This window comes from Bacteroidota bacterium (genome assembly GCA_023957335.1).
Lineage (GTDB): Bacteria > Bacteroidota > Bacteroidia > NS11-12g > UBA955 > JALOAG01.
This window is the reverse complement of sequence record JAMLHC010000002.1, coordinates 502,381-516,416: the sequence shown is the minus strand read 5'-3', so window position 1 is coordinate 516,416 and position 14,036 is coordinate 502,381. Positions and strand designations below refer to the sequence as shown.

General features: G+C 38.2%; 22 protein-coding genes and 1 pseudogene. 12 read left to right on the top strand and 11 right to left on the bottom strand.

The annotated features are described in order from the left end of the window. Position 1 precedes the first annotated feature (1 nt). The 7 genes from M9892_05705 (at position 2) to M9892_05675 (ending at position 4,960) form a co-directional block, all read left to right on the top strand. Complete coding sequence (locus M9892_05705) at positions 2 to 730, top strand: M48 family metallopeptidase (GenBank protein ID MCO5253845.1); 729 nt, start codon at positions 2 to 4, stop codon at positions 728 to 730. A gap of 307 nt (positions 731 to 1,037) precedes the next feature. Beyond that, positions 1,038 to 1,361 carry a transposase gene (locus tag M9892_05700; GenBank protein ID MCO5253844.1) on the top strand — a complete coding sequence of 108 codons (324 nt, stop codon included), beginning with the start codon at positions 1,038 to 1,040 and terminating at the stop codon, positions 1,359 to 1,361. A gap of 754 nt (positions 1,362 to 2,115) precedes the next feature. After that, the gene (locus M9892_05695; GenBank protein MCO5253843.1) at positions 2,116 to 2,379 is read left to right on the top strand and encodes an integrase core domain-containing protein; all 264 of its coding nucleotides are present in this window, start codon (positions 2,116 to 2,118) and stop codon (positions 2,377 to 2,379) included. Then, positions 2,376 to 2,573: a hypothetical protein gene (locus M9892_05690; GenBank protein MCO5253842.1), complete on the top strand. Its 198-nt coding sequence runs from the start codon at positions 2,376 to 2,378 to the stop codon at positions 2,571 to 2,573. Before M9892_05695 ends, M9892_05690 begins: the two co-directional genes overlap by 4 nt. A 246-nt stretch (positions 2,574 to 2,819) precedes the next feature. Next, positions 2,820 to 3,047, top strand: coding sequence for a hypothetical protein (locus tag M9892_05685; GenBank protein ID MCO5253841.1), 228 nt, complete (start codon positions 2,820 to 2,822; stop codon positions 3,045 to 3,047). 894 nt (positions 3,048 to 3,941) lie between these two features. Further along, positions 3,942 to 4,157, top strand: a complete 216-nt coding sequence (locus tag M9892_05680) for a hypothetical protein (protein ID MCO5253840.1) — start codon at positions 3,942 to 3,944, stop codon at positions 4,155 to 4,157. A 62-nt stretch (positions 4,158 to 4,219) separates the two neighbouring features. Next, entirely contained in the window at positions 4,220 to 4,960 is a 741-nt protein-coding gene (locus M9892_05675) for an NYN domain-containing protein (protein ID MCO5253839.1), read from the top strand. Between the two features lie 101 nt (positions 4,961 to 5,061). Here M9892_05675 and M9892_05670 read toward each other — a convergent pair whose 3' ends face one another. Next, positions 5,062 to 5,250: a hypothetical protein gene (locus tag M9892_05670; protein MCO5253838.1), complete on the bottom strand. Its 189-nt coding sequence runs from the start codon at positions 5,248 to 5,250 to the stop codon at positions 5,062 to 5,064. After that, on the bottom strand, positions 5,250 to 5,600 hold the full coding sequence (locus M9892_05665) for a transposase (protein ID MCO5253837.1): 351 nt from the start codon (positions 5,598 to 5,600) through the stop codon (positions 5,250 to 5,252). The genes M9892_05670 and M9892_05665 overlap by 1 nt, the downstream gene beginning before the upstream one ends. 353 nt (positions 5,601 to 5,953) lie before the next feature. Between M9892_05665 and M9892_05660 the strand changes: the two genes are divergently transcribed. Beyond that, complete coding sequence (locus tag M9892_05660; protein MCO5253836.1) at positions 5,954 to 6,430, top strand: DNA starvation/stationary phase protection protein; 477 nt, start codon at positions 5,954 to 5,956, stop codon at positions 6,428 to 6,430. 205 nt (positions 6,431 to 6,635) lie between these two features. Continuing rightward, a complete protein-coding gene (gene mdh / locus M9892_05655) occupies positions 6,636 to 7,577 on the top strand; it encodes a malate dehydrogenase (protein MCO5253835.1) in 942 nt (313 codons plus the stop codon). A gap of 92 nt (positions 7,578 to 7,669) precedes the next feature. Here mdh and M9892_05650 read toward each other — a convergent pair whose 3' ends face one another. From M9892_05650 to M9892_05610, 9 genes are read right to left on the bottom strand one after another with little or no spacing between them, the layout of a single operon-like run. Further along, entirely contained in the window at positions 7,670 to 7,942 is a 273-nt protein-coding gene (locus tag M9892_05650) for a hypothetical protein (protein MCO5253834.1), read from the bottom strand. Between the two features lie 13 nt (positions 7,943 to 7,955). Then, on the bottom strand, positions 7,956 to 8,585 hold the full coding sequence (locus tag M9892_05645; GenBank protein ID MCO5253833.1) for a carboxypeptidase-like regulatory domain-containing protein: 630 nt from the start codon (positions 8,583 to 8,585) through the stop codon (positions 7,956 to 7,958). Positions 8,586 to 8,603: 18 nt separating this feature from the next. Continuing rightward, on the bottom strand, positions 8,604 to 9,224 hold the full coding sequence (locus M9892_05640) for a carboxypeptidase-like regulatory domain-containing protein (protein MCO5253832.1): 621 nt from the start codon (positions 9,222 to 9,224) through the stop codon (positions 8,604 to 8,606). Further along, the gene (locus M9892_05635) at positions 9,148 to 9,432 is read right to left on the bottom strand and encodes a hypothetical protein (protein MCO5253831.1); all 285 of its coding nucleotides are present in this window, start codon (positions 9,430 to 9,432) and stop codon (positions 9,148 to 9,150) included. The genes M9892_05640 and M9892_05635 overlap by 77 nt, the downstream gene beginning before the upstream one ends. A gap of 11 nt (positions 9,433 to 9,443) precedes the next feature. Next, positions 9,444 to 9,716 (bottom strand): hypothetical protein, encoded by a 273-nt coding sequence (locus M9892_05630; GenBank protein MCO5253830.1) that lies wholly within the window; start codon positions 9,714 to 9,716, stop codon positions 9,444 to 9,446. Between the two features lie 20 nt (positions 9,717 to 9,736). Further along, the gene (locus M9892_05625; GenBank protein MCO5253829.1) at positions 9,737 to 10,348 is read right to left on the bottom strand and encodes a hypothetical protein; all 612 of its coding nucleotides are present in this window, start codon (positions 10,346 to 10,348) and stop codon (positions 9,737 to 9,739) included. Positions 10,349 to 10,365: 17 nt separating this feature from the next. Next, entirely contained in the window at positions 10,366 to 10,983 is a 618-nt protein-coding gene (locus M9892_05620; protein MCO5253828.1) for a hypothetical protein, read from the bottom strand. Between the two features lie 21 nt (positions 10,984 to 11,004). Then, entirely contained in the window at positions 11,005 to 11,604 is a 600-nt protein-coding gene (locus M9892_05615; protein MCO5253827.1) for a DUF6252 family protein, read from the bottom strand. Further along, positions 11,601 to 12,428 (bottom strand): carboxypeptidase-like regulatory domain-containing protein, encoded by an 828-nt coding sequence (locus M9892_05610; GenBank protein MCO5253826.1) that lies wholly within the window; start codon positions 12,426 to 12,428, stop codon positions 11,601 to 11,603. The genes M9892_05615 and M9892_05610 overlap by 4 nt, the downstream gene beginning before the upstream one ends. A gap of 240 nt (positions 12,429 to 12,668) precedes the next feature. Between M9892_05610 and M9892_05605 the strand changes: the two genes are divergently transcribed. From M9892_05605 to ccoS, 3 genes and pseudogenes are all read left to right on the top strand, one after another. Beyond that, a complete protein-coding gene (locus M9892_05605; GenBank protein ID MCO5253825.1) occupies positions 12,669 to 13,079 on the top strand; it encodes a 6-carboxytetrahydropterin synthase in 411 nt (136 codons plus the stop codon). Beyond that, entirely contained in the window at positions 13,069 to 13,683 is a 615-nt protein-coding gene (gene folE, locus M9892_05600) for a GTP cyclohydrolase I FolE (protein ID MCO5253824.1), read from the top strand. The genes M9892_05605 and folE overlap by 11 nt, the downstream gene beginning before the upstream one ends. Before the next feature lie 159 nt (positions 13,684 to 13,842). Next, positions 13,843 to 13,983 (top strand): annotated as a pseudogene (ccoS, locus tag M9892_05595) (cbb3-type cytochrome oxidase assembly protein CcoS). Positions 13,984 to 14,036: the final 53 nt, after the last annotated feature.

Sequence of the window (14,036 nt, the reverse complement as noted above, 5' to 3'; positions counted from 1 at the left end):
AATGGAAGAAGTAAAGGTTTTACATATCACTTCCAATCTAAGTATTGATGTTGTTCGCAAAGACATCAAGAATATGCACTTGGCTGTTTATCCGCCAACAGGCAGGGTTCGTATTGCTGCACCCTTGCGAGTAAATGATGAAGCGGTAAAACTTTTTGCCATTTCAAAAATCAGTTGGATACGTAAACACCAACGCAACTTTGAAGCACAAGACAGACAAGCACCCAGACAATACAAAGAACGGGAAAGCCATTACTTTTTAGGGAAACGCTACTTGTTGAGAATTACCGAAAACGATGCACCTGCCAAAGTTGAACTAAAGACAAAGACCTACATTGATTTATTAGTAAGACCCAACACGACAACGGAACAGAAACAAACCATTCTCAACGAATGGTATAGGACAGAATTAAAGAAACTCGTTCAACCACTTATTGACAAATGGCAACAGCAAATTGGTGTAACCGTTGCGGACTGGCAAGTAAAACAAATGAAAACCAAATGGGGAACCTGCAACATTGAGAAAAAACGAATCTGGATAAACCTTGAATTAGCAAAAAAGCCGATTCACTGTTTGGAATATATTATCGTTCACGAACTCATTCACCTATTGGAAAGACATCACAACGACAGATTTCTTTCACTAATGGAAAAGCATATGCCCCAATGGAAATTTTATAGAGAAGAATTAAATCGTTTACCAGTAAGCCACGGAGAATGGACATACTAACAACAAGCCCACGTATTTTGCAAGCACATTGCCAAAGCCCCGCAAGCCCAGGCACAGACCAAAGCTTTGTCAAAGAGCTTGCAAAGCCAACCCAAGAGAAAAAGAAATTTTAAAAAATGCCCCACCGCACGACAAAAGACAATGAAAATGACAACAACAAATAGACCGACAAACCACGGCAGACAAGGAAGCACTGGTGCTAACATGCGTTTGGCAAAAAAGCGGGTTCAGTGGTTTAATCAAGCTTTGTACTTCTTGTCTTGTCCTGAAATAAGTTTACACATTTTAACCTTTAAAAAAGTAAACTATGACAGACAAAAAAACAGAAAATCAGTTGTTTAAAAAGCAAAAAAGAACGCTTACTTTTCACGATGACGAATTCAAAAGAAAAGTTATTGCAGAGTATTTGGATGGTAACGCTTCCAAAGAATCAATTCAAAAAAAGTACGGTATTAAAGCAGACAGTGCCATTACCCGTTGGATGCGAAAATTTGGAATTGTAGATCCTTTTGCAAAAACGCCTTACCTTGGCTTCGTGAAAGAACATCATTTAAAAAAGAAAGAGCGGGCAAATTGGAGCTTGAAAACAAAGCGCTTCAGAAAAAAAATCAAGAGCTGGAAGCCAAACTAACACAAGAAAAACTGCGTGCAGAAGTAAAACAATGCTGGAAGTGATAGAAAAGGCTGAAAATGAAATGAATATCCCTATCTTAAAAAAGTCAGACACCAAGTAATCCTTGAGATGAAAATGACCTATTCGCAACATAGCCTAAGCGATTATTGTCGGTTATTTGGTGTTTCGAGGCAATCGTTCTATCCGGCATTTTAGAACAAAAGAACATAAAAGTTTCCACAACGAAAATGATTCTACTGTAACAGGTAAAATGATTCGGGAAGAACATCCACGATTGGGTACCAAGAAAACTCATGGTTTTTGCTGTACCCTTTCCTCCATGAACATCAAATTACATTAGAGCGAGATGCTCTGTTTGACCTTCTGGGGCATCACAAAATGCTTGTTAAAAAACGAAAAAGACAGGTACAAGTAACCTTTTCTAAACACTGGATGCGCAAGTGGCCAAAACCTTGTAAAAAACATGAGGCGAACCACCATAAACCACCTTTGGGTTAGTGACATCACTTATTAAAATCCGGCAACCACACCTTTTACATTGATTTGATAACCGATGTGCGTTCACGTAAAATCAACGGATACAGCCTGGATAATAACCTAAAAGCTCAATCAAGTCTGGAAGCCTTAAATATGGCTATCTGCTACAAACCCCATCAAACCGCCCACATCATCCATCACTCCAGACAGAGGCTCTCAATACTGCTCTGCCGAATATGTAGCCAAGCTCCTAGAAAACAACATCAAAATAAGCATGACCGAGTCAGGCGAACCCACAGACAATGCCTACGCTGAAAGAGTAAATGGAATTTTAAAAGAAGAATACCTTTACCAATACAACCCTAAAAACATGGCTCAAGCTAAAGCTATTTTGGCTCAAACTATTCAACTTTACAACCAAAAAAGACCTCATTTGAGTTTAGAAAATCAAACCCCAAACCATGTTTTTAAAACCCATACACGAAAGTTTAATAGACTTTGGAAATCCTATCAAAAAACTAATTTTGTAAACCCATGACAGGATGTAAATATTATTGTAAACTTGTATCAGGATTTAGCAACACAAACTGTAAACTTTTTTTAGGACGAGACACCTATCAAACTTTTGTGCTGGGTGACAGTGAAGTGCTCCGAAACCCGCCCGAACGCAAAGCCCGAAAACGTTGGCGGTCATTCCCCATTTTTCCGCAAGAAAATAATTTCTCGTGCTAACGGGAGTGCCACCCGACAACAACTCTTGTTAAATTTGCCACGGCTCATTGAAAGACCCTTTTAAGCATTGGTGCTTTGAAGCTCGTGCGTCATTCTGGTTGGAATGTAAAAAGTCCGAACTCGCAATTCGGACTTGGTGATAATTTCAGTGGTGGCTCGCCTTGGCGAAGACCCCGTTCAGAATAATTTTCAGTGCAAATATACATTCTCTTTGAGCCATTTTTATTAACCAATTAAAAAAAGAAAATGGCAAAGAAAAAAATGGAAATGGACATTATCCATCTACATTGTGCAGGCATTGACATTGGGAGCAGAAGCCACTATGTGGCTGTTGGGCAAGCTCTCGAAGATGTTAAGGAATTTGGCGTATATGCCGATGATTTAACCGACATCTGTTTGCACCTGAAAAAGAACACGGAAGTTACTTCGGTGGCAATGGAAGCACAGGCAATTATTGGCAAAATCTGTATGTAGAACTTATTAAGCACGGTTTTGAAGTGACCTTGCAGTAGCGATTCACCAAAAACATCAAGGGCAAAAAGACCGATGAAATGCCCGGTGGATTCAAAAACTGCATAGTATAGGTTTACTCACAAGCAGTTTCTGCCCGATGAAACTACCGAAAATTGCGCACCTATTGCCGTCAAGAACACAAAATAGCACACTCTGGCAGCGAAGCATCGCACAAAATGCAGAAGTATCAAAATACTCAACTTCCGATTGGATGTAGTGGTCAATGATATTTGCGGACTTACCGGAATGGCAATCATACCGACATCTGCCAAGGCAATCTCGACCCTGAAAAATTATCAGACCACCGACACGGCAGTGAAAAATCGAAGAGGAAATTGCCAAAGCCTTAAAAGGAAACAACAGGGAAGATTATCTATTTGGCTTGAAACAGGAGTTGGAATCGTATCAGTTTTACCAAAAGAAAATCGCTGAATGTGATAAACAAATCAGACCTTCCTTAAACAACAAATCAACACCGACCCTGAGAAGAAAAAAACTCAAAACCACAGATAAAACTCACAAAGAATCAATAAAAATGCCATTAAAGGAATAGACCTGAATCAAACTGCTTACCAATATTTTGGCGGAGTTGATTTGATGAGTATTGAAGGAATGAGCCACGCAACTATCCTAAGCATCATCAGTGAAATAGGACGAAGGTTTTCATAAGTTTGAAACAGCAAAGCATTTTACAAGTTGGTTAAGACTTGCACCGAACAATAAAGTAAAAGCGGGGAAAACTGCTCAGTTCCAAAACACCAAAAGGAAGCAACAGACTTAAAATTGCTCTTCGCAATGCAGCCAATGCAATAGGAAATCTCAAAGACACACACTGTCCAACTTCTTCAACAGGGTGTGTTACCGCAAAACAGAACCGTAGCCGTGAGTGCAACTGCCAGAAAACTTGCCGTTATACTTTGGAATATGGTGGTGAAAAATATGCCTTATAAACCACCAACAGATTACCTGTTCCTTGACGAAAAAAGAAAACTCGGTTTAGTGAAGCGTATCCGAAAACAAATCACTAAATTTGAACTCACTAATCAAGACTTAGGATTGGCAACAACCTGATTATGAACAACAATAAAAAAACGTTAGTCAGAATTATAACAGACGACAAAAAACATTAACACATGACAGAAGATAAACTTGCAGTATTAATTGACGCAGACAATGTTCCTTATTCGAACGTAAAAGAAATGCTTGCTGAAATCGCAAAAAACGGAACACCAACAATAAAGAGAATTTATGCAGATTGGACTAAGTCTACTGTTTCGGGCTGGAAAAATGTTCTCTTAGAAAATGCAATCACCCCAATTCAACAATATAGTTATACTACTGGTAAAAATTCTAGCGACAGTGCATTGATAATTGACGCTATGGACATTTTGTATTCAGGAAAAGTAAATGGCTTTTGTATTGTTTCCAGCGACAGTGATTTTACGAGATTAGCGACAAGACTAAGAGAGGCTGGAATGACAGTTATAGGCTTTGGTGAAAAGAAAACGCCACAGCCATTTATTTCGGCTTGTGATAAATTTATTTATTTAGAAATTCTTAAAACAGTGGCCGCTGAATCAAAAGCTACAACAAAACCAATTGCCAAGCCGAAGAAGAAAGAACCTATCAGTAAAGTAGATAGTGAAACAATTAGAATAATAACAGAAAGTGTTAACGATTTGGCTGACGAAACAGGCTGGACATTTTTGGGTAGTTTAGGAAACTACATTCTTAAAAAGAAACCAGACTTTGACCCAAGAAATTATGGATTTACCAAATTACTTCCATTAATAAAAGACATCAAAAAATTTGACATTGACGAGAGAGATAGTGGAGTGAATAATATTAGACATATATATTTAAAACAAAAATAACTACCGCTAACACGGGTAACCGTTGCACAACCACCTCTTTCTTCAAACTAAAAGTGAAAACGCCTAAAAAACGGCTTTATTAGAAGCGATTTAAGCAAGGTTTAGTTGAGGAGCAGAGAAAAATAGCTGTGTTTTTGAGTGGCGCTAAAAAGACTTATTTCAATTTGGAGCAGCGTGTTTTGAATACACCCGAATATTCCTTGCGGAACTTCTAATTCTTGGGCATTGCTCCGGACTTTTTTAGGCACAAATTTCAATAGTTTTTTCAGGTTGTAGGCTAAAGCTGCCATCAATACATGTTTATTGGCTGTCTTGTTCTTGATATGGTGGAATGCCAAGGCAACTCTTCATTCAAGTCGTAACCCAGAAACAAACGCACATCCAAGCAGTTGCTGCAATAGCGAAGCAAAGCTCTGTCGCTGTTGATATTGTTCAAAAAGCCAACTAATAATATCTTAAAGAAAACTACCGGATAAATGCTCTGCTGACCTTCTGTACCATAGTATTTTTTGGTTTCGGAATATAAAAATCCAAACTCTAATTCACGGTTTATTTTGCGGTAGAAATTGTCTTGAGGAACCAAGCCGTCTAAGCTGAGTTCGTAAAAGAGTTGCGGATTGAATTTTTTATGTCCTTGCATGGTGCAAAAATATACATAATTAACTAACTATCAAATTGTTATGACATTTTTTGTACTCTAATTTTTATTTTACTTTTGAGTCGTGCAACAGGTACAGCGGTTTGGCAAAATGGCGGGTGAAGGCGTAATTTGAACGGCAGTTTTTCAAATCCGCAAAAGCCATTTCTTAACTTTTGTATAAATTTAAAAACTGAAAATGGCTTTTGCTTACGATAGTGCAAAATTCAAAGGTCAGTGCCTTGAAATCCGCCACATCGCCAAGCTGCAGGACGTTATATCCAAGCATAGTGCGACATGAACGAATTCATTTTCTGACACTAATTTAAATTCTACCTTTGTCAAAAAATACAAAGATGAAGAAAATAAACGCAATCGGACTTGACAGCACAAAGTCCAAGCATTTAGCGGACAAGCTAAATGAGTTGTTGGCAAACTATTCCATTTTTTATCAAAACACGAGAGGGTTTCACTGGAATATTAAGGGAGAGAAATTCTTTGAACTGCATTTAAAGTTTGAAGAGTTGTATAATGACTTACTTATCAAAATTGACGAGGTTGCAGAAAGAATATTGACTTTGGGACACACGCCCAATCATAAATATTCTGATTACAAGAAGGTTTCAAAAATTTCTGAAAGCAATCAGATTTCGGACGGACTTAAAGCTGTTGCTGACATTCTCAACTCATTTCAGACAGTGATTAGTTTGCAAAGAGAAATACTTGTGCTATCCGCAGACGCTGAAGACGAGGGGACAAATGCTCTCATGAGTGACTATATCCGGGCACAAGAAAAATTGGTTTGGATGTATTCTGCATTTCTTAACAAATAAGTACCATTGAAACTGACAAAATACAGACAGACTTGTAAGACAAAACGACCTGGCATAACAAAGATAACCATAGCTTAACCACCAACTCGGGTATTTCTTACTTCATTTAATTGTAAGCAGAGCGTGATTTATCAATCATTTTAGTAATAATAAATGTAACTTTGCGGTCGAAATTTTTAATCAATCAAAATTATAATAAAATATTATGAAAGTTAGTGTAATCGGAGCCGGAAATGTGGGTGCAACCTGCGCAGATGTTTTGGCTCAAAAAGACATTGTGAGCGAAGTAGTTCTATTAGACATCAAAGAAAATTTTGCCGAAGGAAAAGCGCTCGACATTTGGGAATGTGCTCCCGTAAACCTCTATGACACAAGAGTTACAGGCTCTACGAATGATTATTCAAAAACAGCCAACTCAGAAGTGGTGGTAATCACCTCCGGTTTGCCCCGTAAGCCCGGCATGACTCGTGATGACCTTATTTCTACCAATGCAGGTATTGTAAAAACTGTTACTGAAAATGTAATCAAATATTCGCCTAAAGCCAAAATCATTGTGGTTTCTAACCCCTTGGATGTCATGACCTATTGCGCATATTTAACATCTAAAAAACCTGCTCATGAAGTTTTTGGAATGGCGGGAATCCTTGACACTGCAAGATATAGAGCATTCTTAGCTTCTGAACTGCACTGCTCTCCGAAAGACATTCAAGCCTTGTTGTTGGGCGGACATGGCGACACCATGGTTCCACTTCCCAGATACACAACCGTAGCCGGTATTCCCGTTACCGAACTGGTTGCCAAAGACAAGCTGGACGCTATCATTGAAAGAACTAAAAAAGGCGGTGGAGAAATTGTCAATCTGCTGGGTACTTCTGCATGGTATGCACCCGGTGCATCTGCTGCACAAATGGTAGAAGCGATTGTTCGCGACCAGAAAAGGATTTTCCCTGTTTGTGCATGGTTACAAGGCGAGTATGGCATGAATAACATTTACTTGGGTGTACCGGTTATTCTTGGCAAAAACGGTATTGAGAAAATTATTGAACTAAAATTAAATGCTGAAGAAAAAGCATTGTTGGAAGAGTCTGCAGGGCATGTAAGAGAAGTGATGTCTGTATTAGACAAACTCAATTCGCAATCAGCTTAATAACACATTGGTTTTAAAACAAAAAAGCGGCTCAAAAAGCCGCTTTTTTGTTGCTCTATCTCAAAATCCTGACTTGTTTGGTAATGGTTGTTTTACTTGTTGTTATTCGGACAAAATACAAACCGTCTGCAAGGCTTCTGCTGTCTATGAGCCATTGGTCGGTATGCGAGAAAAAAAGAAGAATCCATCATGCCTTTATCCATCAATAAGCCTGTGCTTATATACTGAGAATTATCAATGGGTGCATAAATCCAATCCATAATCTCTTTGAGATTAGCTCTACTACCCGGTGGGGTTTGTGCTTTTAAGCTGAATGAAGCTAGCAAAACAAAGTAAGCTGCTATAATGTGTAATAGATTTTTCATGTCTTTTATTTTTTTAAATTAAAACTCTATTAGATAATAAGCCGTGTCGGGGGGGGAGGGGGATTAAGATTGTATTTAAACTAGTGTAAATAATACTATCTTGTTCATTTCTCACAACATAATTTACAGCACTATTTTGATTTGGTGTTTCATAAAGAGTTACAGATGTGTCAACTCCTCTATAAAATCGATATTGACCAATACCACCAATTGTCCATCCTCCCTTATTTCCCTTAATAACTAAGGTCAGGTAACCATGTGGCATAAGGGTTACATTTTGGGTAGTTTTACCATTCTTGTTAAAGGATATATCGGGAAAATTGGACTTTTCAAAGTAGTGGTCATCTTTTCGTGCTACCAGCTCGTAGAGGTTATCGTTTTCATTGGCGTGGAAATGGTACTTAAAATATCCTGTGCTGTCTGCTGTGCCACTCGCTACTGTTTTCGCTCCCCAGCCCAAGAAATCTTCTCGGCTTATTTGTAACACACCCACGGTGGCATAGGCAATAGGTTTGCCAGTCAGTTCGTCCAACACGTACCCGCTTACTTCATAATCGTCATCGTAGGGCAGGTCTTTTTTGCAACTGGTGAGTAGCACCCCAAAAAGTAAGATTACTAATAATTTGATTCTTAATTTTTTCATGTCTTTTATTTTTTTAAATTAAAACTCTATTAGATAATAAGCCGTGTCGGGGGGAGGGGGGATAAGAACCGTATCAATCTTATTGTAAAGCAACTCATTATTAACATCATAAACAAAATAATAAATACCGGCATTTAGTTTTGGTGTTTTTTTTACGGTTTGCAATGTGTCAGAATTTGAAAAATAATGATTTGAAATTCCATTTATTTTCAATCTATATCCCCCCTTATTCCCTTTAATATGAAGTTTTAGATACCCGTAAGGCATCAGCGTAATATCTTGCCTTCCTTTACCTTTTTTGGTAAATTCTACCCAGGGAGGTGTATTGTCTTCAAAATATTTGTTATTTTCTGTAGCAACAATCTCATAGGAGTAACCGTCCTCTTTGGCAGGAAAAGAAATTACAAACTCGCCTTGCTTATTGGCTATTTGAGAGCCAACCAATTTGCCGGCATAGCCAACCATCCAGCCTCGTTCTCTTTCTATTATTCTCACATCAGCATTAGCAATGGGCTTGCCCGTCAGTTCGTCTCTAACCGTACCGCTAAGTTCAAACGTGCCGTCAAAAGGTTCGTTTTTCTTGCAGGAAAAAAGCAAAATCAATGCAAGGGAAATAAGCCATAAGTTCTTGTTTTTCAAAAGGATTTCCTATGGCAGGAACAGGGTCGTACAGGTACTGCCCGTCACTTATCAGCAAACCGCTGTCAAGCGCATGGGGCTTTACACGGTCGTAATCAAAAAACAGCAGCCCTATGTTTGCTGAAAAATAGCTGTTGTTCAGCTTCCACACAGGCTCCACATTGTATTCCCAGTCCACAAGAGGGTTCAGCGTATCCGTGCAGGACATATACAGGGTATTTACAGCCCCTCAAACAGATAAGGACTTACGTTATTACCTATAGAAAACCCGTCATAAAGAGCGGGGTTGTGAATACCGAGGCTCCTGTCAATCAGCAGGTTTGTACTCAGTCCATCCATGTTCACATTCATAAACACGGAATCCAACCATTCGGTGTAATCCCCCACAGGGTCATCCTCTTCGTAGGCATAGGGGGTTTGTCCGTTTGCGTGAATCAGCAGCCCTAAAAAGAGCGAGATGCATACTGTCAGTTTGGTCAATTTATTTTTCATAATGTATATGTTTTAGTTAGTTAATATTTCAAATCAAACCTGCCGTCTGTTACTTTTATGGTATCTCCCTCCTTGTTGACAGCGTCAAAGTAAAAGGTGCCTGCCATAATTCGGTTTAGCGTGTCAAGCCGCAAAATATTTAGGCGACCACTGTTGGGGTTGGGAACTCTCCATGATTCAAAAGTTGATTTTCCTTTCTCATCATAAACTCTCAAACTTGCATTATTATAATCAGTTGTATTAGTATTACCACTATTAAGAGAGTCGTTAAATAATAAATATTCTCCTACATCAAATACTCTATTAAATAATCTGATATTAATTACCTTGCTTTCATGTCCTTGAATACCATCCATAGCTGCAAACATGTGAAATGAGCCGTGATGCTCATCTCCCCATACTCCAGAATAGTACAAGCCCTCAAAATTATCTTTTATCGCTTTTCTAGGGTAAGGTACAAGTAGTTCTCCGTCCACTAAGCAGCCAAAGGTGTTTTTGCCTTCTGTGGTAATCGGTGGAAGTTCTGTTGGGCGTTTTTGTTTAAAGATACCATCGTCATCCTTGTTGCAACGAAGTGATGAGAAAACAAGGAGTAAGAGCAATGAAAATAAGTATATTGGATTAGTTTTCATGATTTATTATTTTTAAGTTAATATGCATATTTCAAATCAAATCTGCCGTCTGTTACTTTTATAGTATCTCCCTCCTTGTTGACAGCGTCAAAGTAAAAGGTGCCTGCCATAATTCGGTTTAGCGTGTCAAGCCGCAAAATATTTAGGCGACCACTGTTGGGGTTGGGAACTCTCCATGATTCAAATACCCTAGAACCAGATTCATCATAAACTCTCAAACTTGCATTATTGTATTGGGTTATAAGAGTATTACCATTTCTAAGTGAGTCGCTATATAGTAAATATTCTCCCACATCAAAGATTCTTCTGTCTAACCTGATGTTAACAACCTTTCTTTCACGTTCTTGAATACCATACATGGTAGCAAACATATCAAATGTACCATGATACTCTATGCCCCACTTCCCTGAGTAATAAAAGCCTCCAAAATTATCTTTTATCGCTTTTCTAGGGTAAGGCACAAGCAGTTCTCCGTCCACATAGCAGCCAAAGGTGTTATTGCCTTCTGTTGTAATGGGGGGAAGTTCTGTGGGGCGTTTTTGTTTAAAAACACCATCGTCATCTTTGTTGCAACGAAGTGATGAGAAAACAAGGAGAAAACATAATGAGAGTAAGGGTATTAGTTTAGTTTTCATAATGTATAAGTTTTTAGTTGGTTAATATTTTAAATCAAATCTGCCGTCTGTTACTTTTATGGTATCTCCATCCTTGTTGACAGCATCAAAATAAAAGGTTCCTGCTATAATTCTTTCAAACGTATCAAGCCTTAATACTTTAATACGACCACAATCCGGATTATAAACCCTCCATGAACTAAAAGTTACATTACCTGATTTGTCTGTAATATAAAGAGTTACCTCATTAAGTCTTGGACCTGTAAGAGTATTAGAGTCCGTGAACAAAACATAATCACCCTCATTAAAAACACGATTAGGAAGATATAAGCTAACTGTTCTCGATTCATAACCTGTCTCTCCTTCCATAGTACCACCAACTTGTAATGTTCCCTCTAAATCTGCCCATTTTACTCCATAGTAAAATTTTACGAAATTATCTTTTATAGCTTTTCTAGGGTAAGGCACAAGCAGTTCTCCATCCACTAACCAGCCAAAGGTGTTTTTGCCTTCCGTGGTAATGGGAGGCAACTCGGTGGGTCGCCCCGGTTTTTTAAAGATTATTGGGGTTTCTCTCTTGCAGCTTGGGAGAAAGGCTACTAAAAAGCTGAAAATCAATATGATAAGATTGTTTTTGTTCATAGCAGTAGTGTTTTGTTACGACAAAGGTATGGAAAGAAGGAAGAATCCATCATGCCTTTATCCATCAAAAGCCCGGTGGTTAAAAGTTGAGAGGTGTCCAAAGGGGCGAATGTCCAGTCAATGACCTCTTGCAGTCCGGAAGAACTGTCTGGAGGAGATTGCGCTTGTGCGTTGTATGTGTTTGTAATAAACGTGAACGCTATAAATAATGTAATGTGTAGATGTTTCATAGTGATATATTTAGTTAAAACTCGATTAGATGATAAGCAGTGTCGGGGGGGGGGGGGGATAAGAACCGTATCAATCTTATTGTAAAGCAACTCATTATTAACATCATAAACAAAATAATAAATACCGGTATTTAGTTTTGGTGTTTTTTTTACGGTTTGCAATGTGTCAGAATTTGAAAAATAATGATTTGAAATTCCATTTATTTTCAATCTATATCCTCCCTTATTCCCTTTAATAATAAAAGTTAGATATCCGTAAGGCATCAGCGTAATATCCTGCCTGCCTTTGCCTGTTTTGGTAAATTCCACCCAGGGAGGTGTATTGTCTTCAAAATATTTGTTATTTTCTGTAGCAACAATTTCATAAGAAAAACCTTCCTCTTTGGCAGGAAAAGAAATAACAAACTCTCCTTTCTTATTGGCTATTTGAGAGCCAACCAATTTGCCTGCATAGCCAACCATCCAGCCTCTTTCTCGTTCAATTATTCTCACATCAGCATTAGCAATGGGCTTGCCCGTCAGTTCATCTCTAACCGTACCGCTAAGTTCAAATGTGCCATCAAAGAATGAGTTTTTCTTGCATGAAAAAAGCAAAATCAATGCAAGGGATATAAGCCATAAGTTCTTGTTTTTAATAGTGTTTTCATAGTATCTATGTTTTAGTGTTGTGCAAATATACTAAATGTGCTGCCTCTGTGCCAAAAGAAAGAAGAATCCATAAGCCCTTTGGTTTTTGACTCAACCCACCAAAAAAAACACAACATCAACCCCGAACTGAGCCGGAGTTCTCGCTTTCATCAAAATGTATCTACCGAATCCTTACCTTTGCACCGAGTGAAAGCAACAGTAACACGCAAAGCACATTTTAATTCAGCACACAGACTCCATGTTCCCACTTGGTCAGATGAAAAAAATCAGACTTATTTTGGTTTATGCAATAACCCCAATTTTCATGGACACAATTACGAACTCGATGTCAGTGTAACGGGAGAAATCAATCCTCTCACGGGTTTTGCCTATGACATAGGAAAACTCAAAAAATTGATTGAAAAAGAAATAACCGAAGCCTTTGACCACAAGAATTTGAATCTTGACACACCAGAATTTAAAAACCTGAATCCCACCGCAGAAAATATTGCCTCTGTTATTTGGCAAAAACTTAGAAGTCAAATCGAAACCGAATATGAACTTACGGTTACACTTGCCGAAACCCCCAGAAATATCGTAACAGTTAATGGAAAATAATATCAACACCCCCCTGAGACCGGATGCTTTTGAGCTTTCCGATGAAGAAAAAATGCACATTATCGAAGGTCATTTCAGAGAGATAATGAATACACTTGGTTTAGACCTCAACAATGACAGTTTGAAAGGAACTCCACACAGAGTTGCCAAAATGTATGTCAAAGAAATGTTTTGGGGATTGAATCCTAATCTCAAACCCAAGATTATGCATTTTGTCAATGAATTTAAATACAATAAAATTTTAATTGAAAAAGACATTAATTTCTACACCCATTGCGAACACCACTTTGTGCCTTTCTTTGGCAAAGTTCATTTGGCATATATTCCGAATGGCAAGGTTGTAGGGCTTTCCAAACTCAATCGCATTGTTGAATATTATGCCAAAAGACCTCAGGTGCAGGAACGTATGACCATGCAAATTTCACACGAACTGCAAAAAGCACTCAACACGCCTGATGTTGCCGTCATTGTGAACGCCAAACATTTATGCGTTGCATCTCGCGGTATCAAAGATGATAGCAGCACAACTACAACCGAAGAATACAGCGGTGTGTTTGAAGAGTTGGAAACCCGAAAAGAACTTTTCAGGTTGCTGAATTTTTAATTTAGTCTTACTACTCATTATCAAATTAGTACTCCTCTAATAAATAAAAAAAAAACGTGCTTGCAAACATGACAAAAGTCATAATGCAACGGCTTGTTTTCGCTGAGTTAAATGATATTTTTGCACACTTATAAATTCTGATAAAAGAAGGCTATTTTCATGAGTGTAATGATTATTCTGCTGGGTGCAAGTTTATTAGTTGGAATTATTTTCCTGATTGCTTTTATCTGGTCAGTGAAAAGCGGACAGTTCGAGGATGACTTTTCTCCTGCTCATAAAATACTATTTGACAACCCCATTCAGAAACAAGAAAAAGAAATATCTCATCAAATTACTCAAAACAACCAATCAAT

Coding starts and splice junctions, on each gene's coding strand:
- M9892_05705 (MCO5253845.1), top strand. CDS start 2: ATGGAAGAAGTAAAGGTTTTACATATCACTTCCAATCTAAGTATTGAT.
- M9892_05700 (MCO5253844.1), top strand. CDS start 1,038: ATGACAGACAAAAAAACAGAAAATCAGTTGTTTAAAAAGCAAAAAAGA.
- M9892_05695 (MCO5253843.1), top strand. CDS start 2,116: ATGACCGAGTCAGGCGAACCCACAGACAATGCCTACGCTGAAAGAGTA.
- M9892_05690 (MCO5253842.1), top strand. CDS start 2,376: ATGACAGGATGTAAATATTATTGTAAACTTGTATCAGGATTTAGCAAC.
- M9892_05685 (MCO5253841.1), top strand. CDS start 2,820: ATGGCAAAGAAAAAAATGGAAATGGACATTATCCATCTACATTGTGCA.
- M9892_05675 (MCO5253839.1), top strand. CDS start 4,220: ATGACAGAAGATAAACTTGCAGTATTAATTGACGCAGACAATGTTCCT.
- M9892_05670 (MCO5253838.1), bottom strand. CDS start 5,250: ATGGCAGCTTTAGCCTACAACCTGAAAAAACTATTGAAATTTGTGCCT.
- M9892_05665 (MCO5253837.1), bottom strand. CDS start 5,600: ATGCAAGGACATAAAAAATTCAATCCGCAACTCTTTTACGAACTCAGC.
- M9892_05660 (MCO5253836.1), top strand. CDS start 5,954: ATGAAGAAAATAAACGCAATCGGACTTGACAGCACAAAGTCCAAGCAT.
- mdh (MCO5253835.1), top strand. CDS start 6,636: ATGAAAGTTAGTGTAATCGGAGCCGGAAATGTGGGTGCAACCTGCGCA.
- M9892_05650 (MCO5253834.1), bottom strand. CDS start 7,942: ATGAAAAATCTATTACACATTATAGCAGCTTACTTTGTTTTGCTAGCT.
- M9892_05645 (MCO5253833.1), bottom strand. CDS start 8,585: ATGAAAAAATTAAGAATCAAATTATTAGTAATCTTACTTTTTGGGGTG.
- M9892_05635 (MCO5253831.1), bottom strand. CDS start 9,432: ATGTCCTGCACGGATACGCTGAACCCTCTTGTGGACTGGGAATACAAT.
- M9892_05630 (MCO5253830.1), bottom strand. CDS start 9,716: ATGAAAAATAAATTGACCAAACTGACAGTATGCATCTCGCTCTTTTTA.
- M9892_05625 (MCO5253829.1), bottom strand. CDS start 10,348: ATGAAAACTAATCCAATATACTTATTTTCATTGCTCTTACTCCTTGTT.
- M9892_05620 (MCO5253828.1), bottom strand. CDS start 10,983: ATGAAAACTAAACTAATACCCTTACTCTCATTATGTTTTCTCCTTGTT.
- M9892_05615 (MCO5253827.1), bottom strand. CDS start 11,604: ATGAACAAAAACAATCTTATCATATTGATTTTCAGCTTTTTAGTAGCC.
- folE (MCO5253824.1), top strand. CDS start 13,069: ATGGAAAATAATATCAACACCCCCCTGAGACCGGATGCTTTTGAGCTT.